19 protein-coding genes are annotated in these 22,607 nt (G+C 70.7%); 6 read left to right on the top strand and 13 right to left on the bottom strand.

What is annotated here, in order from left to right; all coding sequences use genetic code 11:
- The first annotated feature begins 126 nt into the window (after window positions 1-126).
- Window positions 127-3,078: an RHS repeat-associated core domain-containing protein gene (locus MNZ39_RS12020; RefSeq protein ID WP_242338721.1), complete on the top strand. Its 2,952-nt coding sequence runs from the start codon at window positions 127-129 to the stop codon at window positions 3,076-3,078.
- A 549-nt stretch (window positions 3,079-3,627) separates the two neighbouring features.
- On the opposite strand, the gene MNZ39_RS12015 is transcribed toward MNZ39_RS12020, so the two are convergent.
- The 4 genes from MNZ39_RS12015 to MNZ39_RS12000 are packed head-to-tail and all read right to left on the bottom strand — an operon-like array spanning window position 3,628 to window position 6,572.
- Entirely contained in the window at window positions 3,628-4,191 is a 564-nt protein-coding gene (locus MNZ39_RS12015; protein WP_242338719.1) for a plasmid pRiA4b ORF-3 family protein, read from the bottom strand.
- Window positions 4,192-4,228: 37 nt separating this feature from the next.
- On the bottom strand, window positions 4,229-5,767 hold the full coding sequence (locus MNZ39_RS12010) for an IS66 family transposase (protein ID WP_242338718.1): 1,539 nt from the start codon (window positions 5,765-5,767) through the stop codon (window positions 4,229-4,231).
- A gap of 19 nt (window positions 5,768-5,786) precedes the next feature.
- Window positions 5,787-6,182, bottom strand: coding sequence for an IS66 family insertion sequence element accessory protein TnpB (gene tnpB, locus MNZ39_RS12005; protein WP_242338716.1), 396 nt, complete (start codon window positions 6,180-6,182; stop codon window positions 5,787-5,789).
- Window positions 6,183-6,185: 3 nt separating this feature from the next.
- A complete protein-coding gene (locus tag MNZ39_RS12000) occupies window positions 6,186-6,572 on the bottom strand; it encodes an IS66 family insertion sequence element accessory protein TnpB (RefSeq protein WP_242338715.1) in 387 nt (128 codons plus the stop codon).
- A gap of 77 nt (window positions 6,573-6,649) precedes the next feature.
- Here MNZ39_RS12000 and MNZ39_RS25100 point away from each other — a divergent pair, with 77 nt between their 5' ends.
- Entirely contained in the window at window positions 6,650-6,898 is a 249-nt protein-coding gene (locus MNZ39_RS25100) for a colicin D domain-containing protein (protein ID WP_374109396.1), read from the top strand.
- Entirely contained in the window at window positions 6,898-7,134 is a 237-nt protein-coding gene (locus MNZ39_RS11995; protein ID WP_242338713.1) for a hypothetical protein, read from the top strand. The genes MNZ39_RS25100 and MNZ39_RS11995 overlap by 1 nt, the downstream gene beginning before the upstream one ends.
- Window positions 7,135-7,548: 414 nt before the next feature.
- Here MNZ39_RS11995 and MNZ39_RS11990 read toward each other — a convergent pair whose 3' ends face one another.
- The 8 genes from MNZ39_RS11990 to metH all read right to left on the bottom strand — a co-directional run bounded on the left by MNZ39_RS11990 (window position 7,549) and on the right by metH (window position 18,805).
- Window positions 7,549-8,193, bottom strand: a complete 645-nt coding sequence (locus MNZ39_RS11990; protein WP_242338712.1) for a hypothetical protein — start codon at window positions 8,191-8,193, stop codon at window positions 7,549-7,551.
- Between the two features lie 20 nt (window positions 8,194-8,213).
- Complete coding sequence (locus tag MNZ39_RS11985; protein WP_242338710.1) at window positions 8,214-9,131, bottom strand: HAMP domain-containing protein; 918 nt, start codon at window positions 9,129-9,131, stop codon at window positions 8,214-8,216.
- A gap of 52 nt (window positions 9,132-9,183) precedes the next feature.
- Window positions 9,184-9,957, bottom strand: coding sequence for a roadblock/LC7 domain-containing protein (locus MNZ39_RS11980; protein ID WP_242338708.1), 774 nt, complete (start codon window positions 9,955-9,957; stop codon window positions 9,184-9,186).
- A gap of 2 nt (window positions 9,958-9,959) precedes the next feature.
- Complete coding sequence (locus tag MNZ39_RS11975) at window positions 9,960-10,283, bottom strand: hypothetical protein (protein WP_242338706.1); 324 nt, start codon at window positions 10,281-10,283, stop codon at window positions 9,960-9,962.
- A gap of 67 nt (window positions 10,284-10,350) precedes the next feature.
- Window positions 10,351-12,270, bottom strand: coding sequence for a protein kinase (locus MNZ39_RS11970; protein WP_242338704.1), 1,920 nt, complete (start codon window positions 12,268-12,270; stop codon window positions 10,351-10,353).
- An 11-nt stretch (window positions 12,271-12,281) separates the two neighbouring features.
- Window positions 12,282-14,384 (bottom strand): DUF4388 domain-containing protein, encoded by a 2,103-nt coding sequence (locus MNZ39_RS11965; RefSeq protein WP_242338702.1) that lies wholly within the window; start codon window positions 14,382-14,384, stop codon window positions 12,282-12,284.
- A 476-nt stretch (window positions 14,385-14,860) separates the two neighbouring features.
- Complete coding sequence (locus MNZ39_RS11960; RefSeq protein WP_242338700.1) at window positions 14,861-15,253, bottom strand: GFA family protein; 393 nt, start codon at window positions 15,251-15,253, stop codon at window positions 14,861-14,863.
- A gap of 99 nt (window positions 15,254-15,352) precedes the next feature.
- Window positions 15,353-18,805 (bottom strand): methionine synthase, encoded by a 3,453-nt coding sequence (metH, locus tag MNZ39_RS11955; RefSeq protein ID WP_242338694.1) that lies wholly within the window; start codon window positions 18,803-18,805, stop codon window positions 15,353-15,355.
- Between the two features lie 188 nt (window positions 18,806-18,993).
- Between metH and amrS the strand changes: the two genes are divergently transcribed.
- Window positions 18,994-20,067 carry an AmmeMemoRadiSam system radical SAM enzyme gene (amrS, locus tag MNZ39_RS11950; protein ID WP_242338692.1) on the top strand — a complete coding sequence of 358 codons (1,074 nt, stop codon included), beginning with the start codon at window positions 18,994-18,996 and terminating at the stop codon, window positions 20,065-20,067.
- 20 nt (window positions 20,068-20,087) lie between these two features.
- On the opposite strand, the gene MNZ39_RS11945 is transcribed toward amrS, so the two are convergent.
- Entirely contained in the window at window positions 20,088-20,426 is a 339-nt protein-coding gene (locus tag MNZ39_RS11945) for a hypothetical protein (protein ID WP_242338690.1), read from the bottom strand.
- Window positions 20,427-20,487: 61 nt separating this feature from the next.
- Here MNZ39_RS11945 and MNZ39_RS11940 point away from each other — a divergent pair, with 61 nt between their 5' ends.
- Window positions 20,488-21,111, top strand: coding sequence for an outer membrane lipoprotein carrier protein LolA (locus tag MNZ39_RS11940; RefSeq protein ID WP_242338688.1), 624 nt, complete (start codon window positions 20,488-20,490; stop codon window positions 21,109-21,111).
- 9 nt (window positions 21,112-21,120) lie between these two features.
- Window positions 21,121-22,599: a helicase HerA-like domain-containing protein gene (locus MNZ39_RS11935; RefSeq protein WP_242338686.1), complete on the top strand. Its 1,479-nt coding sequence runs from the start codon at window positions 21,121-21,123 to the stop codon at window positions 22,597-22,599.
- The last annotated feature ends 8 nt before the right edge of the window (window positions 22,600-22,607 follow it).

Raw genomic sequence — 22,607 nt, 5'->3', positions numbered from 1 at the left:
GCGCTCGCTACCGCGGCGTCCGCAAGAACCTCTTCGACCTACGCCGCGCCTGCGCCATTCAGAACTTCGAGACGATCCAGCGAAAGGCCGCGTGATGAGATCCTTTTCAAACCGGTCGGCGTTCTAGTGCTGGACGGAGCCGGCCGTGAGCGCGCGTCGCTCGAACCGTTCTATGCGGACGGCGAATCCTTCGTGGATTACACCGTGGACGGGGCCGTTCCCGTGGTGCGGGGGACGATCACGACGTACGACGACCAACTCGCCTCGTTCGGCTACACCCGACGCGGAGCGGCCTGGTGCACTTCGTACCAGGTCATCACGGCCGGGAAGGTGCCCGGGCCGGCAGCGGATTGCGTCTCCGACTCGTCGAACACGTCGCGGTTCCGACTCGCGACGGAGACCCGGACGACGATCCGAACGATCTCCGGCGGTACCTACGGCCTCTACGTCGCGACGGAGGTGATCCCCCCGGACGTGAACGCGATCGGAGGCTCGACGCCTCGCGTGACGCTCGCCGGTCCTGGGGGTGAGCAACTCGGCTCGATCGATGGCGACGGTAACTTCACATGGATCGAGCGGGACGTGATGGGGAGGGAAGTCGCTTCGTGGCGCGAAGGCGCATCGCGGAGCATCCGAACGCCTATCCCGGTGAGCACGATCAAGTACAACCTCGCGGGACAGGTCGTCGAGACCTGGGACGCGAACTTCCCGACCGTCGCGCAGACGAATACGTATGACGAGGCAGGCAGGCTCTCGTTCGTCACGAAGGACCCCAACACAAAGGAAGGAATCGCCTACGTGTACGGGGCGGGCGGTCTCGGGCGCGTGACGGAGGTCCGCGAGGTCACGTATCCGGGAGGCGTCACGACGGAGCGAGTGCTCGCCCAGAACCACTACGACACGGGCTACGGGCCCGACTACACGTTCGTGTCCGGAAAGCTCTCCTGGACGCTCGACGGAGACGGCAATACCTTCGTCGCGTACGCGTACGACGACGCGGGGCGCGTGTCCCGCCGAGACCAGTGGTTCGGGCCGCTCGGCCAGTCGAAGCGCTTCACGGTGAACTCGACCTACGGGGCGGACGGCCGTGTGCTCGACTCCTGCGTCGTGAACCCGTTCGACGCCTCCCGGATCTTCCGCTACAAGGTCGAGTACGACTCCGCTGGGCGCCCAGTGGTGCTGTCGGGCTCGTACCGCGCAGACTGCGGGGGGACGGACATCGCTGGGACGTCGGCGAAGATCTACGAGGCCGTCCTGGGTACGAACGTTTACGGTGCGTACGATGCGCTCGGGCGCGTGCCCGTGATGAGGGCGGACGACGGCCGCGTGGTGAGCGCGCGCGTGTACGGAGCGAACAGCGGAGCGCTCGTTCGCGAGTGCAAACGGTTCTCGAACGACGTGAGCTGCGTCGGGACGTCACTCGAAGCGCAGAAGGACATTTACCGCACCGACGCGGTGGACGCGACGTACCGCGGCGCGAAGCTCGCGAGCTACTCGGACGCGGCGACCGGGACGAGGTACCAGAACGCGTATCTCTCGAGCGGCCGGCTGCAGAACGCGATGGCGACACCGACGAGCACGGTGGGCGACCTGACGCAGGACTGGACGGCGGCGTTCGTGTTCAACGGCATCGGCAATCTCGATGGCATCGCCACAACTCGCGATGCATCGAGCGGGAACGCGCGGACGGACTACTCCTGGACGGAGCGGTACGGTTACGCGTCGACGTCTTCCGGAGAGCTGCTGGACCGGGCCGTGGCCATGACGTCGTCCGGTACCGTGCCGCCGACGAGCGCTGGGACGACGGCGTACGCGTACGATCTCCTCGGCCACCTCACGTCCGTGACGCGGAGCGCCGGAGAGAGCGAGAACCTGTACTACGCTCCAGGCGGCGAGCTCCTGTACCGGCAGATCGGCGAGCGCTTCGTTTTCTATGTCGGCGAGTACGCAACGGTCACCGCGCGCGGCGCGCCGGGGTGCGGCGCGAGCTGCACGCCGCAACTGTCAACGGTCGAGCTGGACGCCCACGTCGTCTTCGCGGGGACGCGGATCGCGAGCGTGAAGCCGTCGCGGACGCTCTACTACTACCGGACGCGCCTCGGGACGGTGATCGCGACGAGCCTCAGCGGCGGAGTTGTGGGGGCGGCGTACCGCTACGACGCATATGGTGCCCTCGATGCAGTAACGAACGAGACCGAGGCGACGCGCTCAGAGCTGGGTTACACCAATGCTTTATTGTTAAGCGGATCGCTCATTTATCTGAAGACTCGTGTTTATGACACCAAGGCGCGATTGTTTATACAGTCTGACATTGTCGACCGCCTCAGGTACGCATACGTCGCCGGCGACCCAGTCAACTCGTCAGACCCGACGGGCCTCGCAGCAATTGAGAGCGCCCCTTCGATGACGGTCTCGATAATCCAGGATGGGAGCGTGTGGCGAGTCGTCGAGCGGGATAACAACACAGGACGTTTGACGGTGACCGCCTGCTACGACGCTCAATTCCCAGGGGACACGGCAAGCCGCGCAAAGTTCGCGCAGCAGATCGCGCTTCAGAGCGAGCAGGGCTCCGTGGAATATGAGCCTGCGGCCGCACCGTCCAGTCGGGAGCAAGGGACATCGTCAGTCCGCGCGACGAGCACTAATGGAGCGTCTAGGATTCCAACCACGTTCGAGGCAAGGAAACCCGGAAAATCGCCGCCCGGCAAATGGCCGGATGAAGGTCCGCCAGAGGAGGCGGTGGGCAAGAAACCGAAATGGAACCCGGAAGGCTACTGGGAAGGAAAGGGTGATCGCAAAGTGACATGGGACGATCGATCTCACGGGACAGGTGTCGATCGTGGCAAGGGAAAGCAAGACGGACACTGGGATGACGAATCTTCGAACAACAGATGGGACCGATACGGGAACCTGCTGCCGGGCTCGCCCGATCTCAAACGGGCTGAATCCCTACGGGCAGCAGAGGCAGCGGCAGCTACGATTGGGGCCGGCTATGTGATATACCGTGTCGTACGTTTCGCGCCGTCTCTGTTTCCGGCCCTATGGCCCACTATTCCTGTGAATGCCGTGGTACCCTGAGCACCTATTATGAAGCTTCCGAAGCGCTTTGAAACGCTCATTGAGTCCGGCCCCGGAGAAGTGCCGGACTTCTGTTGGCTCGCATTCGCCGTGTGCGCGCTGGGCGAGAACCCGTGCGGCTGGTCTGGATGGATCCTTGACGGTGTATTTCGGTCAGTCGTGGGCGAACAAGCACGCGACGATTCGCGCGTATCATTGCCCAGCAGCGATTCACAGACATGCCCAAGCTGCGGCGGCACGCTCTTTCGCACGGGTCACGACGTAAGGATGGACAGATCCGCCTCTCAAGACAAACGCCTGAAGCTAGGCACGGATTACGATCTTGCCGACGACGTCGAGTACGCGTAATTCGTAACTCCTCGCCGAAGCCGGTCGTGACCAAAGGGATCCCGAAACGCCCGACCCAGAGTTCCGTCGGGCGAACGATCCGGCCGAATCGCGGACCGCGACGATCACGCCTCCGGCGGTCTGCGCCCGCTTCTGCACTGAAGCCAGCGACCGCGACGTGCAGGGTAACCGCCCGGCGGCCGACGTGTTGACTGCGAACGGCTATCGCCGACCGAAGCGGAAGGCCCGATTCACGGCGTTCGCGTCGAAGCCCGCCGGGTCGAAGTACCCGCCGAGCCAGGTGACGATGCTGTCGTGCTCCTCGTCCTTCGGCGACTTGAGTACGCGACACAGTTCCTCGTAGCCAGTCGTGCCCCCGCAGTCCTCGGGAGGGCATGCGCGCTTCCCATCAACGCAGAGCGGGTAGTGGTGGCGAGGATCGGGTTCGAGAACGTCCTCGAGGTCCACGAGGTGCTCCCAGTCGTCGCCGTAGTCGTACCGATAGAGCAGGCGCGCCCCTTTGCTCGGGAGGACTGCCGCAAGCTTCACCTTTCGCTCATCCTTGAGGTCGTCGGCGTCCTCCTCGATCCCGAACATCCCGTAGCGACCCGACCAAGTCTCGAAGCAGTGGAGGTGCGAATCGGTCCACCCCATCGCGTCTTGAAGGACGGCGTGGAACTTCGCGAGCGTCATCTCGGCTGGGACAAGGAGCCGCCGCCAGACGGCGGGAGCCGTGTCCTGGAGCGTGACCTTGAGCTGGTAGATCTTCTTCTTCGTCGCGGCCATGTCCCGCAGGCGTACATGGCCTCCGCCCGCGAGGCAATCACTGAGGGGCGGCAGGTTTCCACCGGTACGGCAGCAGCTCGTCGATCCGCGAGGCCGGATGGGTCTGCACGCGGATGAGCACGTCGGCGAGGTAGTCGACCGGGTTCACGCCGTTCGCCTCGCACGTTGCGATGAGCGAGTAGAGCCCAGCGAGGTTCTCGCCGGCCTCGTTCGTGCCCACGAAGAGGAAATTCTTACGGCCGAGCGCGGCGACACGAAGCGCGCGCTCGGAGGCGTTGTTGTCGATGGGAAGGTGCGGGTCGGTGAGGAAGAGCGTCAGCGCGTCCCACTGGCCTACCGCGTAGCTGATCGCCTCGCCCATCGGTCCTTTCGGCGGGTGCCGCGGACGCTCGGCGTCGAGCCACGCCTTGAAGTTCTCCATCACCGCGCGGCTCTCGGTCTGGCGCATCTCGAGGTGCTCGGGCGTGCCGAGGAGATCGGCATCGAGTGCGGCGCGCTCGATCCTGTAAACCTCGAGGATGAAGACCATCGCCTGTATCGCGGCGTCAGGCGCGACCGACTGGCCATCGAAGAACTTTCGCCGGACGTGCGCGAGACAGCCGGCCCGGACGCGCCGGCCCGGCAAGGTGACGCGGTCGTATCCCTTGTACGCGTCGGCGACGAGCTTACCCGCGGTGCCCTCGAGCACGCGGTCGGGCGTCTCACTCGAGCGGCTCGGCGAGAAGACGTACGCGATCATCTCACGCTCGTCCTCGTCCTTTGCGATGAAGCTCCAGAGCCAGGAGCGCCGCGTCTTCCCCTTCGCCTGCACGCGGTGCGATGTCTCGTCGGCGAGGACGATCTCCTTCTCCGCGATCACATCGAGCAGCCGGTCGGAGATGGGCTTCGTGATCTCGGCGGTCCTGTGGAAGTAGTCGCCGAGCGTCGAGTCGTTCACCTGCACGCCGACTCGGCGGTACGCCTTGGCCTGGCGGTGGAGCGGCAGGGCGTCGGCGCACTTGGAGACGGCGACCTGCGCCATGAAGGTCGGGCCGACGCGCGCCTTGTCGAAGACCTTCGTCGGCCCGTCCGCCGTGATGACTGTCTCGCCGCACTTGCAGCGCAGCTTCTCCTGGATGTGGAGCTGCCGCTCGACGATGGCGGGGACGAGCTCGAAGAGCTCGCTCATCGCGCCGTCGCCGAGCTTCGAGAACTCGTGCCCGCCGCACTTCGGGCAGACCTTCTGGTCCTCGCGGACCTTGTGCTCGATCTTGCGGGTGACGAGCTGGCGCTTCTTCTCCGCGTTCTCCCGACGGGTCTGCAGGGCCGCGATGCGGTCGGCCTCAGCGCGCGCGGGGTCGCGGATCGCCGTCGCGAGCGGCGTGATCTTCTCCGACCGCTTTCCAAAGACGTGCCGCTGGAGCTTCTCGACGGTGTCCTTCACCGAGGCGAACTGCTCGCTCAACGTCGAGAGCGACTCGCTCTGAGCCTGGATCGTCTGCGCCTGGGCCGCGATGGTCTTCTGGGCGGCGTCGAGCTGGATGGCGAGGCTCTCGGCCTGCTCGCGCCACTCGCAGTCGTGGTCGCCGCTCCCCATCAACCATGTTCGATCACAATCAGATCGGCTTGTCCATGGGACGGCTGGTCGGACGATCCGCCTGGGACGGCGGCTCCCAGTGCGCGGGACGTCGGACGCGGCCGAACTCGATCCCGTCGAGCAGCATTGCGAGCTGCGTCGAGTCGATCTCGACAGCCATCGTGTCCTGCCCGATGTGCGGCAGCTTGAACTGCCCGCGCTCGAGCCGCTTGTAGAGCAGGACGAACCCGCCCTTGTCCCAGGCGAGGATCTTCACCCGATCCGCCCGCCTCGAGAGGAAGACGAACAGGTGCCCGGAGTAGGCGTCCTGCCGGAGCTCCTCCTGGACGACGCTCATCAGGCCGTCGATGGACTTCCGCATGTCTATCGGGTTCTTCCCGATGAAGATGCGGACGGACCGCGGGATGGTGATCACGGGCTACAGGGCCGCGGCGAGGGCCCGGAGGTACCTGAGATCCGTTCCCGCGGGGAAGCGGACTCGGACGCCGGACGGGAGGGCCAGCTCGAGGAGATCGTCGCCAGGGGCCGCCGCGATCACCGTGGTCCGCGGCTTCGCCGCGGACGTTACCACGCGCACCGGCAGCAGACGCGAGCCCTTCTCGGCGCTCCCCTGCGCGGGGGCTTGATCAGACGACTTCGCCGCCTCCGTCACGAGCGGACGCGATTCCTTGCGGAGCCGGTAGATCCAGTACCGCAGGTGACTGAGCGAGATCCCGCGCTCCGTCGCGAACTCGCGCTGCGTCAGGTCGCTCGACTCGAAGTCTGCGACGAGCTTCGTCCACCGCGTCCGATCCTGCTCGGCCATGCCGTCCTCCGTCGTGAACGGAGGAGCATCAGCCCGGCCGGTCAGCCCCGCCAGACGTCGATCCCCGGGCGGTTACCGTGCAGGGCCGAAGCGCGATCCCTCGGACCGAATACTGGAACTCTGGGTGGGGTCTTCTGAACCAGCACATCAACAGGCCCGGTGTTCGCGCGATTACGGGCACGTACCGAGGCAATCCGGTCACCCACTATCTCGACCCGCAGACCGGACTGAACGTCATTGCCGACCCCGCTGGAAATTACGTGAGCGGCTGGCGGCTCGGGGCGGAGCAGGTCGAAAGCGTCCTCACCAACGGGAGGCTCTTCTGATGAAGACCGAATCCGGGGTCATGCTCTCGTTGACCCATGACCAGGCGCTAGTCCTTTTCGAGTGGTTGAGCAGAGAAGACGGCAGGAGCGGCCTCCCGACTGAGCATCAGGCAGAGCAGAAGGTTCTTTGGGAGGTCGAAGCTCAACTCGAGCGGGCGCTCGCAGAGCCGCTGCAGCCAGTCTATGCGGCGGCGGTTTCCGCTGCACGGGAGCGTCTGATCTCCGAGGGGACATAGACAAGCTGTTAGGCGGTAAGCGCGCGGAGATGGACGTCTGGTGGTCGATGATCCTCACGGCCCTCAACTAAGGAGAGCGCGATGCGCGAGTCGTAACACCTCGCCCCACTCCGTCGTGACGCGAGGGCGAGCGCCGTCGACAGTGGGTGCCCGCGCGCCCATCAGGGACTAAACGCCCGACCCAGAGTTCCGTCGCGCGACCGATCCGGCCGAATCGCGGACCGCGATGATCACGCCTCCGGCGGTCTACGCCCCTTCGCACCCAGGACCAGCGGCAATAGCGGCGATCCCACGGACCGAATGCTGGAACTCTTGGTGGAGTTTTCCGTTTTGGGCGACGGCCGCGGGCGGCAGCGCAGGCGAGGGCGCCGGTCGATGACCGGCGCCGCCCGTACGGCACGCTGACGCCTCCCGTCAGCGCGAATCGACGGCGCGGTAACCGATCCGCACCGCGCCCCAGTGGACCCCCCGGACGAAGATCGGCACGGACAGATCCGCCATGGTCTCGCCGGTGTCTCTCTGGTAGCGCTGGATGAGGAACGGTGCCTCGCTCCGCGCGGCGGCGAGGCCGGTCCGGTCGTTGAAGATCCGCTTCGTGCGGTTGTTCACGAGGTCGTTCGCGAGGTTCCCGGTGAGGGGCTGCGAGTAGCGCTGGTTGTGCGTGGGGAGGTAGCCGTTCCGGTCGACCATCACCGCGAACTGGATGACGGCCGACTTCGCGAGGACGCTCTCCTCGATGGGGAGGATGTCGCGATCGGAGAGGCGGTCCCACTCTGTGGTGAACTTCGGGGGATCGGTCGCCGGGATCGGGTAGTAGAGGAAGCTGAACAGCCGCTCCTTCGTGACCTCCTTGTCGATCCAGCGGTCCAGGGCCGCGGCGCAGCGCGCGGCGAAGTGGGTCGCGAGGTCGAGCATCTCGCGCTCCTGGGCCGTGAGGCCGTCGGCGGACGTCACCGTGGCCGGGATCACGCTGGGGCGCGGCTCGCCCGCGAGGGCCGGGGAGGCGGCCGCCAGCGAGAGGGCGACGATCGCGAAGCGCGTGCGGGACATGGGCACCATGGTCGATTCTCCTCGTGCGCCTAGTGGCCGAGCCGTGCCATCGCCGCCTTCATGCTGACGCGCAGGCGATCGATGGTCTTCGTGAGCTGCCCGATCTCGTCGACCGCGTCCGACTTGATGGGCGTGTCGAGCGCCTCGCCGAGGCTGATCCGATCGGCCGTCTCGGTGAGCGCCACGACGGGCCGCATCGCCCGCCGCACGACGACGAACATGGCCCCGATCGTCACGAGCGCGAAGCCGCCGAAGACGAGGAGCAGCGACAGGAGGAGCTGGCGCTTGTGCGCGCCGATGCGCTCCATCGACACGCCCACCCGGAACCCTCCCCAGTGCTTCCCCTTCACGTAGATGGGCGAGGACACGTCCCACATCGTCTCGCCGGTGTCGCGCTGGTACTCCTGCAGGAACGAGGGCTGCACGTTGCGCGCGGCGGCGATCCCCACCGGGTCGTCGAACATGCGCTTCGTCCGGTTGCCGACGAGGTCCGCCTTGGCGTCTCCGGTGAGCGGCTTCTGGTAGCGGGTGTTGTGGGTGGGCAGGTAACCGCGCTCGTCGACGCCCACCGCGAAGACGAAGTCCTCCTGCTCGAGGACCTTGTCCTCGAACACGAGCACGGCGCGATCCGTCATGGCGTCGTAGCGCGTGTGGAACTTGGGGTGCGGGCCCCAGTCGTATCCCTTGATGGGCGTGTAGCTCTGGTCGAAGACGTCGGCGACGGTGAGCTGGCCGCTGTCGATGGCGTCGTCGAAGAAGCTGCCGTACTGCCGCGCGCCGAGGGAGGCGGCGACGCGCGCCTTCTCGAGAGTGAGCTCCTCCATTCGTCGTGTCTGCCCGACGGTGATGACGGTGGCCGCGATCGCGGTGAGGACGAGGGCGAGCGCGGCGAGCTTCAGCGAGATCGTGGCGGCGAGGCTCGCGCGCACGGATCGAACGATGGACATCGACTCACCTCCCGGGCCGCCGCCAAGGCGACCCGCCTGCGGGTGAATTGCGCTAGGGCTTCTTCTCCAGCGTGCGGAACCTGAGCCGGTCTCCGGCGTCGAGCGCTTCGCGGAACGCGGCGCGGTCCGCCGCGTCCTCGATCTGGGCGGCGAGGTCGTCGACGAGCGCGCGCGACGCCGCGAGCGCGAACGGGTGCTCCGGGGAGACGCGGTGGACGCCCTCCTCCACGTAAACCTTCGAGATCGGCCCCACGTACCGGGCGAGCTCCTTCGCGCAGCGCGACAGGAACGCGGCCGAGGCGGGGTCGGCGACGGCGATCCGCGAGAGGCCGCTGCTCGAGACCTTCGACCAGCTCAGCCCGGAGTTCGCGAGGACGGGCTTCGAGTCGGAGGGGAGCACCGAGGAGGACGCGGCCGGCGGCGGCGCCGCGGAACCGCCGAGGGTCTGCGACGAGGACGCCGCTCCCCCGCCCTCGAGGGCCTTCTTCAGCTTGGCCGTGGCCACGCGGATCGCGACCGTCGCGAACGACGGGTTCAGCGCGGCGTCCGCCACGAGGGCGAGGACGTGGCTCTTCCCGTCGCGGGAGAGGCCGAGGCTGCGCAGCAGGAGCTTGCCGTCAGCGAACTGGGCGGTCATCGACTCCCAGTCGCCCTGCTGGAGCTGGACCGCGTCCACGGCCTTCACGAGCCAGCCGCTCACCTGCTGGCACAGGTCGCGGTCGTAGATCGTGCGGCCGCGATGGGCGACGAGCTGCCCGTCCGCGTCGAACACGAGCGAGGCGTTCACGCCGGGGAGGTCGAGGAGCGACTGAAGGATCGTGTCCATGGTCACCTCCGCCCCTGGAGCGCGTCGTCCCAGGCCTTCTCGATCGCGGCCAGCGCGGCCGGGCGCGCGACGCGAGCCGCGATCACGTGGCCGCCGCGCAAGAGAACGGCGTGAGCGTCCGTCGCGCCCGCGAGCGACACGCGCTCGAGGGCGCCGAGGCCGAGCTCGCTGCCCACCTGGCCGACGAGGCTCGCGAAGAACCCCATCACCGCGGCCACGCCCTCCCCATCCGGCTCCTCGACGTCGTCGAGGAACGTGCCGGCGAGGTCGCCGAGCACGGCGCTCTTCACCTCGGGTAGACCGCTGATCAGCGTCAGGTCCGACATGGGCTCGCTCCTTGCGACGGAAGGCCGGCCGTTCCGCAGTGCGACTGCCTGGTTCGCATCGGTGTCCTCACGTTCGCGACGTCCTTCCCCGCGGCCAGGGAGGAAGGCCCGCGCCACGGCGGCACGCGTCGATGACGTCGGCGACCTCGGGCGGCGGCCAGCGGTCCGGCTGCCGAGGCAGCGCCGCGGCGGCGCGCTCGGACCAGCGCTCCTCGTCGGACGCGACCCACGCGTGCCACGAGCGGAGGACGCGGCGCCGCTCCGCGGCGGCGAGCACCAGCATGTTCTCGGCGATGCAGTCCACCCGGCCGAGGACGCCGTCCGAGCGAAGCGCGAGGAGGAGCACCGCGTCCGGCGAGACCACGATGGGAGGGGCCCCGCGCGCGAGCGCCGCGTCGATGGCGCCCCGCACGTACGCCCCGATCACCTGGGGATCGAGGGACGGCACCGCGAGCTCCGGGCCGCGCCCTTCGGGGAGCTCGATGCCACCCCGAGCGAGGGCCTCGACGAGCCCGGGCGCGCCCGCGAGCAGGACCTTGAACGATCCGGACCAGCGCGCTGCCTCGAGGACCCGCGCCACCCCCGCCGCGCAGGGCGGCGCCGCGGTCACGCCGTCGAGCACGAGGAGGGGCGTCGCCCGGCGGCGCTGCTCCTCGACGAACCGCTCGACGAGCGCGTCCAGGCAGGCCTCCTCGGACGCCTCCTCCGCCATCCCCGCCGCGCGGCAGATGCCCTGGACGAGGCCGCGTGAATCGACACCGGGCGCGGCGGCCACGACGAGCGTGAGCCGCTCGCCGGCGAGCTCACGCGCGAGCTCCTGGCACAGCGTGGTGCGCCCGCTCTCGCCCGGACCGGTGAGCGCGACGAGGAGCCGTCCCTCGTCGCCGACGGCATCGGTGAGCTCTCGCCGGATCGCCGCGAACGGCTCGCCCCCGCGCGGGCCGCCGGCCTTGTCGCCGCCCACGAACGGGCGGTGGACGAACCCGAGCGCCTCCGCGAGGAGGCGCGGCGCCGGGGCAGTGGAGGGGGCGGGCGGCTGCGCCCGCGCCGACGAGGTACGCGCCGTCATCGGGGCTGCGGAGCGGGGCGACCCGCCGGCCGCCGCGATGTCCTGCAGCACCCTCCTCCCCTCCCAGAGAAGGAGCTGCGCGGACGCGTGCCGCTCCCGCGGCGCCTTCGCGAGCGCGCGAGCGAGGAGGGCGGCGCACGAGGCGGGCAGGCTCGGCACGAGGGCGCGGACGTCGGGCACGCGCTCGCGGAGGTGGCCCTGCTCGACCGCCGCGACGTCGGGACCCGGGTACGGAGGGCGGCCGGTGAGCAGGTGGAAGTACGTCGCGCCCAGCGAGTAGATGTCAGAGGCCGCCGTGGCCGCGGCGCCGCTCCAGATCTCGGGAGCGGTGTAGTAGGGCGTGCCGACGCGCAGGTGGGCGGTGCCGATGCGCAGCTCTGCCGAGCCGAGGGCCATCCCGAAGTCGCCGAGCTTCGTGACGCCGCCGTCGCCGACGAGCAGGTTCGCGGGCTTCACGTCGCGGTGGATGACGCCGGAGCGGTGAGCGGCCTCGAGCGCCGCCGCGGCCTGCAGGAGGATGTCCGTCGCCACCTCCGGAGCGAGCCGCCCCCGCGCCGCGACCACGGCCTCGGCGGAGGAGCCGACCACGTACTCCATCGCGATGTAGCAGTGATCGCCGTGCCTCGCGGCGCCGTAGATCTGGACCACCCGCGGGTGGTTGATCCGCGCGACGAGGCGGGCCTCGGTGAGGAACCACTGGACGGGGTCGTGGCCCTGCGCGTCCGCGACTCTCCACGAGAGGATCTTGATGGCGGTGGGGCGGAGCAGCGCCTCGTCCTTCGCGAGGTAGACGACCCCCATCCGGCCGCGCCCGATGAGCCGCTCGAGCCGGTAGTTCCCGAGCTTCACGCCGACGAGGCGCGTCAGGTCCTCCTGCTCGGGACCGCGGGGCTCGTCCGTGGGGGAGGTCCGGTTCATGCGAAGGAGACCTAGAGCTCCACGCCGCTCGCGGCGGGGCGGGCCTGCTCGTCCATTTCCTTGAACACGTTCAGCAGGACCGCCTGGGGATCGAGCGCGACGGAGAGCTGTGCCGAAGTTTCGCCTCCCTCCGGCTCGCGGTTGAACGCGAACTCGCCGTCGGTCCAGCCGACGAGCTCGCGGATGGCGAGCGCGACCTGCTGCTCGAGCGCCTCCTTCACCGCCGCGGCGTCCGCGATGCCCTCGCGCACGAGCACCTCGCCGATCACCGGGTCCGGCTCGTCCTGCACGGCGTGCAGCGCGAGAGGCGAGACCTTCCGCGCGCGGAGGAGCAGCTCTCCCACCCTGGGCGTGCCCGGGGAGGCGCCGCCCGTGATCCAGCCGTCGCGCAGCCTGAGCGCCGCGACGCCCCGCGCGCTGCTGCACACGAGGAGCCCGGTGCGCCTGGCGCTGCGGAGGAACTCGAGCAGGTCGGGGAAGGCGAAGACGCTGAGGCGACCCGAGAACACCGCGTCGAGCGTGCCGAGCGCCTGCGAGCCGCGGGCGAGGAGGGTGGACCCGGAGAGCTGAGGGACGGGCGGCGGCTCCCGCGGCGCGGCCGGCGCGGCGGGGGACGCCACGGAAGCCGCTGCCACCACGGCGCGGAGCGCCGCGGGACCCCTCGCCGGCCGCTGCGCGTGCGAGATGCACCCGAGCCCGAGCATCACCGAGGCGCGATCGCCCGGGGCGAGAGGCTGGCCGAGGAGGCCGCGGAACACGCTGCCCGCCTCCGCGTACTTGCCGACCTTGAGCAGCATCCACGCGAGCGCGTCGCGCGCGGGGACGAACCGCGGCCACGCGTTCGCGATGCGCCCCAGCGCCTGGATCGCGCGCGCGCTCGGGGGCGCGTCGTGCTCCCGCAGGTACTCGCTCGCGTCCGCGCGGCTGACGGCGTCGCCGCGGATCGCCTCGATCACGGTGCGTACGCGGTCGGCGGCCGGCGTCTCCACGGCCTCGAGGATCTTCTCCGCCGCGGCGACGTCATCCCGCAAGAGCGCCCGCCGCGCGAGGAAGACCGCCGGCTCGTCCCACGCCGCGTCGAGCGCCGACGCGCGCGAGGCCGCCTCGGCGGCCTCATGCTCGCGCTCCAGCGAGGCGAGGGTGCGCGCCTCGGAGAGCGACACCTGCGCCGCGCCCCAGGCGTCCCCGAGCCGCTCGAACAGCGCGCGGGCGTCGGCGAACCAGGCGAGGGCGCGCGACGCGTCGCGGTCCTGCGAGAGCACGTCGCCCGCGAGCCACTCCGTGACCGCCCTCGACTCGAGGTCGAGCTGGCGTCCGAGCGGGAGCGCCTCCTTCACGTGGGCCCGCGCCGCGGGGAGGCTCCCGCTCTTGAGCGCGGCGCGCGCGCTCCAGTAGAGGGCGAGCCAGCGGAAGGAGAGGTTCGGCTGCGCGCTGACGGTGAGCTCGCGGAGCGCCCGCTCCCCCCCGATGCCATCGCCCGCGAGGATGCTCCCGACCCCCTCGAGGAGGCTCTCGAGCGTGGCGTCGAGCGCGGCGCGGTCCACGGGCTCGTTCCCCGCGCGCGCCGGAGCAGAGGGCGGACGCTCGCCGAGCGCGGACGCGAGCGTCACGGCCTCGCTGAGGTGGCCGCGCACCATCGCGCGGCGCAGGGCCGCAAAGCGGTCGCTCGCGGCCGAGCGGGTTTTCGGCGCGGACGCCGACGCGGCCTGGCCGCCGGTCGCGCCGCTCGCGACGGGCGGCGCGGGAACCGGAGGCGGCGTGGGCCGGGTGAGCCGCGGGGCGGGCACCGCGACGGCCTCGCGCGACCACTGGTGGAGCGCCGCCTCCACGGCCTTGGTCGCTTTCGAGGGGTCGAGGGCGAGCCGGAGGAACCCGTCCGCCCGGGCGGCGATCGCGATCGCGCTGCCCGTGCACTTGAGGAGCACCGACTCGAGCCGGGTGAGCTTCGCGGCCTCGCCCGCGGCGGTGAGCGCGTTCAGCGCCGCGGCCGTCTCCGCGGCGAGGTCCGCTGCGGCCGGCGTGCCGGGCGACGCGTCGAGGAGCGCCCCGCGCGCGTCGCCGAGGACGCCACCTCGCACCTCGGGCATGGCACGGAGCTGCTCCGGGAGCGTCATGGGCCGCCTCGCGGAACGAGGGCGCTGCACCGCGGCCGCGAGCTCCCGTCGCCCGACGACGCGGAGGCCTCGTCGGTGAGAGCGCGCTCTGGCGACGACGTGAACATCGTTCCCTCGGGTCCGGGTCGTGCCGCGCCACAGGGCCACGGCCTGCGACAAGACGCCGCGATGTTAGGGAGCGCGGTTTCAGCATGTCAATGCGACCATTCACTACCAGTTTACGAGCGATATCGGGCCGTCCCCTCGCTCGGGCTCCGGGCCCGAGCGGCGTGCGCGGGCCCATCGGCTCCAAGGGCGCCGAACTCCTGGAGCGGGGTCCGACAGAGACCGACCGCACCCCACCTTCGCGGATACGCGCACGCGCACACGCCCGACCCAGCGGCGCGCACGCCCGACCCAGAGTTCCGTCGCGCGAACGATCCGGCCGAATCGCGGAACGCGACGGTCACGTCTCTATCCGGATTCCCTGGTGCGACCTATTCCTCGGAGCGACCCGTGCCGCCACGATCGCGGTCGTACCGTCTCGTGAGCGGAAACGGCGGCAACCAGGACTCGCGACGGACGATCCAGCTCTCGTAGGTCGGCATCAGCTGGTCCGGGGCATCCAGGGATCCCAGGTTCACCTCGACCTCGTCTGCGGTGCGTCCAAAGACGGACGAGCCGCAGCGGAGACAGAAGAACCGACCGGCGTAGTCGCCGGTCTCGCCCTCGATCGTCACCGCATCCTGAGGAAACACCGCAGAAGCGTTGAAGAGGGCCCCGTGATGCTTGCGACAGTCGAGGCAGTGACAGATGCCGACGCGGTACGGGCGTCCCGATGCCACGATGCGGACGTTGCCGCACAGGCAACCGCCGGTGAATCGGTCCATGCTCCGTCTCCTCTCGAGCCGGTCGGGGGGCAGTGACGTGCGCGGCTGCGAAACCTCTCCGCCCGGCTGTTCTGTCCCGATATGTGACCGGCCCGCGGTCTACCCCGCCACCCGCTCCAGCCCGCGCACGAGGAAGTAGATCGCGTCCGGGTGGTGCAGGACGATCGCCGAGGTCGACGCCTCCGGCACCATCTGGTTCGCCTCGGTGAGCGAGACGCCGATGGTCCGGTCGGGCTCGAGCAGCTTCCAGACCTGACGCTGGTCGGCGAGGTCCGGCCAGGATGGATAGCCCGGCGAGTAGCGCTTGCCCTGGCCGTCGGGGAGGCCGAGCTCCTTGCGCACCTGGCGGTGCCAGTACTCCGCCATCGCCTCGGCGGTCTCGACGGCGAGGCCGTGCAGGAAGAGCGCGTGGGTGTAGTCGCCGCGCTCCTGCGCCTCGTGCGCGATCCGGGTGGCCTGGTCACCCACCGTGACGACCTGGAAGGCGCACACGTCGGAGCCGCGCTCCTCGCGGAACCAGTCCGCCATGCAGAAGTTCCGGTCGTCGGGCTGGCGCGGGAGCTTCAGGCGCGCGACCTCCGCCTTGCGGTGCACGGGGTCGAGCACCACGAGGTCGTTCCCCTCGGCGTGACAGGGGAAGTAGCCGTAGACCACCTTCGGCACGAGCCAGCCCTGCGCCTGGGCCTCGCTCTTCAGCTCCTCGAGCTTCGGCCCGAACTCCTCGCGGATGAGCTTCTCGTACTCCTCGCCCTTCGCCTTCACGCCCCACTGCAGCTTGAAGAGCTCCGGCAGGTCCAGCATCGGCCACACGTCGGCGAGCGCGATCTCCCCGGCGGGCACCACGCGCGGGCCCCAGAACGGCGGCGCGGGGATGCGCGACGCGGCGGCGACCGACGACCCGCGCTTCGTGGGCGCGGGCGGCGGCGCCGGGGAGGCCGGCAGGTCGCGGTTCGCGATGGCCTTCTGCAGCACCCCGTGCTTGAGCGCGTCGCGCTTCGCCGGGTCTACGAGCTGCTCGACGAGCTCGAGCCCCTCGAAGGCGTCCTTCGCGTAGAAGACGCCGCCCGCGTAGGGCGTTCCGCCCTGCGTGAAGTGGGTCTTGTAGCCGAAGCGCCGGTTGATGGCCGCGCCGCCGATGATGATGGGGAAGGCGAGGTTCCGCCGGGCGAGCTCCTCCACGCAGAACGGCATCTGCTTGGAGGTTGAGACGAGCAGGGCGGAGAGGCCGATGGCGTCGGCGTTGGTGGCGACCGCCTTCTCGATGACGGTCGCGACCGGCACCTGCTTGCCGAGGTCGTGCACCGTGAAGCCGTTGTTCGAGAGGATGGTCTTCACGAGGTTCTTGCCGATGTCGTGGACGTCCCCGTAGACGGTCGCGAGCACGACCGTGCCCTTCGTCGAGCCGGCCTTCTTCTCGAGGAACTGCTCGAGGTGGGCGACCGCCTTCTTCATCACCTCCGCCGACTGGAGCACGAAGGGGAGGATGAGCTCGCCCGCGCCGAACCGGTCGCCGACGTCCTTCATGGCCGGCAGGAGCACCTCGTTCAGCACCGAGACCGCCGAGCGGCGGGTGAGCGCGTCGTCGATGAGGGCCTCGATGCCCTCCGGGCGGCGGTGCAGGATCTGGAGGTGGATCCGCTCCTCCGCGCTCTTCCCGCCCGCGCCGGCGAGCGGGTCCACCGCCGCCTTCTCGGGCGCGCCCTTCGCGCCGAAGTGGGCGATGAGCCGCGCGAGCGCGTCGGGGCGGCGGTCGAAGAGGAGGTCCTCGGCGAGCGCGCGCTCCTCCTCCACGATGGCGGGGTAGGGGCGGATGTCCTTCGGGTTCACGATGGCGAGGTCGAGGCCCGCCTGCACCGCGTGGTAGAGGAAGACCGAGTTCACCACCTCGCGGGCGCCCTTCGCGAGGCCGAACGAGACGTTCGAGACGCCGAGGGTGGTGAGGACGCCCGGGTTCTCCGCCTTGATGCGCCGGATGCCCTCGAGCGTCTCGAGCGCGCTCCGGCGGTACTCCTCGCCGCCGGTGGCGAGCGTGAAGGTGAGCGCGTCGAACACCAGGCTGTCCGGCGGGACGCCGTAGTCCTGCGCGATCGCCACCGTCCGCCGCGCGATCTCCGCCTTGCGCTCGGCGGTCTGGGCCATGCCCTTCTCGTCGATGGTCATCGCGACCACCGCCGCCCCGTAGCGCCGCGCGAGCGGGAGGATCCGCTTCACGCGCTCGCCCGACTTCTCGAGGTTCACCGAGTTCACGATGCAGCGGCCCGGGTACACCTTGAGCGCGCCCTCGACCACGTCCGCCTCGGTCGAGTCGATCATGAGCGGCGCGTCCACCGACTGGGCGAGGAGCTTCGCGAGGGTGCGCATCTGCGCGCCCTCGTCGTCGCGCTCGTTGAGCGCCACGCAGACGTCGAGCACGTGGGCCCCGGCCTCGACCTGGCCGCGCGCGATCTGCACGAGCCCGGCGTAGTCGTCGGCGAGGAGCAGCTCCTTCACCTTCTTCGAGCCCTGGCTGTTGAGCCGCTCGCCCACGATGAGCGGCCGGGGCTCCATGGCGAGCGGGACCGCCTTCATGGCGCTCGACAGCTCGGCGGCGGCCCGCGGCCGGGACCGGCGCGGCGCGCGCAGGCCGCGCACCCGCTCGACGACCTTGCGCATGTGCTCGGGCGTCGTCCCGCAGCAGCCGCCCACGATCTCGACCCCGTACTCGGCGATGAACCCGGCGAGCGCTTCGGCGAGCGCGTCCGGCGAGAGCTTGTAGACCGCGTGCCCGTCCTCGTTCTCGGGCATGCCGGCGTTCGGCAGGACCGAGACGTAGTGGGAGGACCGCTCCGCGAGGTAGCGCACCGAGGCGCGCATCTCGGCGGGGCCGGTCGAGCAGTTGAGCCCGATGGCGTCCACCGGCAGCCGCTCGAGCGTGGCGAGCGCGCTCGCGACGTCGGTGCCGAGCAGCATCCGGCCGTTCGCGTCGATGAGGGTCGGCTGGGCGATGATGAAGACGTCGCGCAGGCACTCCTTGCGGCAGGCGTCGGCGGCGAGCACGGCGGCGCGCAGCTCCAGCATGTCCTGCTGGGTCTCGATGATGATCGCGTCGACGCCGCCCTCCACGAGCCCCTTCGCCTGCTCGAAGAAGATCCGCTCGAGCGCGTCGGAGGTGATGTTCCCGAGCGCCGGGTCCGAGGAGGACGGCAGCATGCCCGTCGGCCCGATGGAGCCGGCCACGAAGCGGGGGTGCTCGGGGCCGTGGAAGCGCTCCGCGGCCCGGCGGGCGAGGATCGCCGCGCGGAAGTTCACCTCGTAGGTCCGGTGGCCGAGGCCGTACTCGTCGAGCTTGAGGCGCGAGGAGCCGAACGTGTTCGTCTCGACGACGTCGCAGCCGACCGCGAAGTAGCGGGCGTGGATGTCCTCCACGAGGTCCGGGCGGGTGAGGGTGAGGAGATCGTTCGCGCCTTCCTTGCCGCCGAACTCCGCGGCGGTGAGCTGGTGGCGCTGGATCTGGGTGCCCATCGCGCCGTCGAACACGAGGGGGCGGCGGTCGATGGCTTCGCGGAAGGTCACTGGGCGGTCCTCGAAAATGGCAGGCCCGCGCGAGCGGCGCGGGCCGTCCTCGACAGATAGCACCGCCATGCGCGTCGATCGAGCGCGCGGACGCCAGGCGCCGCAGGCCGACGGGGCGGCGGACCCGCGGGCGAGGCCCCGCCGGCCCGCCCGCTGCCCCATGCTGGCCGGCCGGCTACGATCCTCCCATGCTCCACGAGGCGCGTCACTGGCAGCCCGCCGCGGACGGGCGTGTACTCTGCACGCTCTGCCCGCGCGCCTGTCGCATCGGGGAGGGGCAGGCCGGGTTCTGCTTCATCCGCCAGAACCAGGGCGGCCGCCTCCTCACCGCCGGCTACGGCCGCTCCACCGGCTTCGCGGTGGATCCCATCGAGAAGAAGCCGCTCGCGCACTACCTGCCCGGCTCGAGCGTCCTCTCCTTCGGCACCGCGGGCTGCTGCCTCGGGTGCCGCTTCTGCCAGAACTGGGACATCTCCAAGGCCCGCCTCGACGACCGCGCCGCCGAGGACGCGTGGACGCCGGAGCGGGTGGTGGACCTCGCCATCGCGCGCGGCGCCCCGGGGATCGCCTTCACCTACAACGACCCCATCATCTGGGCGGAGTACGCCATCGACGTCGCCCGCGAGGCGCACGCGCGCGGGCTCTTCACGGTGTTCGTGACGAGCGGCTACGTGGCCGGCGAGGCGCGGGCCGAGATCTTCCGCCACATGGACGCCACGAACGTGGATCTGAAGGCGTTCACCGAGGACTTCTACGCGCGCATCACCCTCTCGCACCTCGCGCCGGTCCTCGACACGCTCGCCTGGCTCGCGCGGGAGACGGACGTCTGGGTCGAGGTGACGAACCTCCTCATCCCGGGCCTGAACGACGCGCCTGACGAGACGCGGCGGCTGGCGGACTGGGTGGCGGAACACATGGGCCCGGACGTGCCCGTGCACTTCACGGCGTTCCACCCCGACTACAAGCTGCTCGACCGCCCGCGGACGCCGCCCGCGACGCTCACCCGCGCGCGCGCCATCGCCCGCGCCGCGGGGCTCCGCCACGTCTACACCGGCAACGTCCACGACCCCGAGGGCCAGACCACCTACTGCCCGCGCTGCGGCGCGCGCGTCATCGAGCGCGACTGGCACGCGGTGCGGGTGGTGCGGATGAGGGGCGGCGCCTGCGCCGAGTGCGGCGAGCGGATCGCCGGGCGCTTCGCGGAGGGGGAGGTCGCTCCGACCGCGGGAAGGCGCGTGATGCTGGGGCTGCCTGAGCGCTGAGCGCGCCTCCCGGACGTGGCCTACGGCGTGGTGGCAGGCTCGAGCGAGATCCCGCAGGCCGCCTTGGCGTCCGTGGTGTTGATCCACTCGCAGAACTTCGTGTCCGGCGGCGCGTGACAGGTGCCGAGCCAGGCGTCGCACTGCTTCTGCTTCGTGTCGCCCGCGCCGACCGAGGAGAGCCGGTCCTCCGCGCCGCGCTGGCAGGCGTCGCGCGCGCTGCCGCCGCCGGCGCACTCGCACAGGCGGTTCGCGAGCTCCTGGCAGGGCTCGGTGCAGGCGGAGAGCGCGACGAGGGCGAGGGCGGCGAGGAGGGCGCGCATCGAGCCGGGGAGGATCACCTGGGGCGCCCGCGCCGTCAAGGCGTGTGGGTGGCGGCCGTGAATGCCGCCCGCGCGCCGCCCGTCTGCTATCTAGCTCACCATGATCGCCGCCCTCGCCGCCCTGCTCCTCGCCGCCGCCCCGCCCCCCGCGGACGCGGGCGCGCTCGCCAAGAAGGTCCAGACCTTCTACGAGCGCACCCGCGATCTCGAGGCGCGCTTCCAGCAGACCTACACCTACTCCGGCTTCGGCCGGCGCCAGGTCTCCGCCGGAACGCTCCGGGTGAAGAAGCCCGGGATGATGCGCTGGGACTACGAGACGCCCTCCCCGAAGACCGTGGCGGTGAAGGGCTCGCGGCTCGTGCAGTACGAGCCGGAGGAGAACCAGGCCTACGTGGACGAGCACTTCGACGCGACCGCCATGAGCGCGGCGGTCACGTTCCTCCTCGGCAAGGGCGACCTCGCCCGCGAGTTCCACCTCTCGGTGGACGGCGCGGGGGCGCTCCTGCTCCGCCCCAAGGAGGAGGATCCGCGCGTCGAGTCGATCGCGCTCACGGTGGGCCCCGACGGCGAGGTGCGCGCCACGCGCGTCGTGGACGGGGCCGGCAACGTGAACGAGATCCGCTTCGAGAAGGTGAAGCGCAACGCCGGGCTCGCCGACTCCGCCTTCGAGCTCAAGCTGCCGAAGGACGTCCGGAGGATCGCGCCGCCGGGGGCGGAGCGGTAAAGAAGGGGGATGGCCCCTCCCGCTCCCATCCTCGTCGCGAAGAGCACCGAGGAGCTCCTGCTCCTCCCGGCGCTCGCGAACCGGCACGGCCTCGTCGCAGGGGCGACCGGCACCGGCAAGACCGTGACCCTGCGCGTCCTCGCCGAGGGCTTCAGCCGCCTCGGCGTGCCGGTGTTCCTCGCCGACGTGAAGGGCGACCTCTCCGGGCTCGCGCGCCCGGGCGGCGACTCGCCCAAGCTCGCGGAGCGCGCCCGCGAGCTGGGCCTCGCCCTCACTCCCGAGGCGAGCCCGGTCGTCTTCCTCGACGTTTACGGGGAGGCCGGCCACCCGCTGCGGACGACCATCTCAGAGATGGGCCCGCTGCTGCTCGCGCGCGTGCTCGGGCTCAACGAGACCCAGGCCGGCGTGCTGCAGATGGCGTTCCGGGTGGCGGACGAGGGCGGGCTCCTCCTCCTCGACGTGAAGGATCTGCGCGCGATGCTGGAGCACCTCACGGAGCGCGCCGCCGAGCTGCGGGCACGCTACGGGAACGTCTCCTCGGCGAGCGTCGGCGCGATCCAGCGGGCGCTCCTCGCGCTCGAGTCGCAGGGCGCCGACCGGCTCTTCGGCGAGCCGGCCCTCGCGCTCGAGGACCTGCTCCGCACCGACCTCTCGGGCCGGGGGCAGGTGACGGTCCTCCACGCGGAGCGGCTCGTCCGCTCCCCGCAGCTCTACGCGACGCTCCTCCTCTGGCTCCTCTCCGAGCTGTTCGAGCAGCTCCCGGAGGTGGGCGACCCGGAGAAGCCGCGGCTCGTGTTCTTCTTCGACGAGGCGCACCTGCTCTTCGAGGACGCTCCGGACGAGCTGCGCGCCAAGATCGAGCAGGTGGTGCGGCTCGTCCGCTCGAAGGGGGTGGGGGTCTACTTCGTCACCCAGAGCCCGCTCGACGTGCCGGACGCGGTGCTGGGCCAGCTCGGCAACCGGGTGCAGCACGCGCTGCGCGCCTTCACGCCGCGCGATCAGAAGGCCGTGCGCGCCGCGGCGGAGACCTTCCGCGCGAACCCCGGCCTCGACGTCGAGGCCGCCATCACGCAGCTCGGCGTGGGCGAGGCGCTCGTGTCCTTCCTCGACGCGCGCGGCACGCCCGCGCCGGTGCAGCGCGCGCTCGTCGTGCCGCCGCGCTCGCGGCTCTCGCCGCTCACGCCCGAGGAGCGCGCCCAGGTGATGGCCGCCTCGCCGCTGCGCGGCCGCTACGACGCCCCCGTCGATCGCGAGTCCGCCTACGAGCGGCTGCAGCGGCGCGCGACGGAGCGGGAGGCAGAGGGGGAGCGTCCCGGGCCCGCGGGCGGTGCGCCGCGCGGACGGCAGGACGCGGGCGCGCTCGGCCAGGCCGGCGACATGCTCGGCAAGATGGCCACGAGCGCCATGCGCGCCGCGGGGACCCAGATCGGCCGCGAGATCATGCGCGGGATCCTGGGCTCCATGTTCGGCGGGGGCCGCCGGCGCTGAGCCGGAGC

The sequence above is a fragment of the Anaeromyxobacter sp. SG66 genome (assembly GCF_022690805.1).
GTDB classification, from domain to species: Bacteria; Myxococcota; Myxococcia; order Myxococcales; family Anaeromyxobacteraceae; genus Anaeromyxobacter; species Anaeromyxobacter soli.
This window is presented reverse-complemented; position numbering and strand designations above follow the sequence as displayed.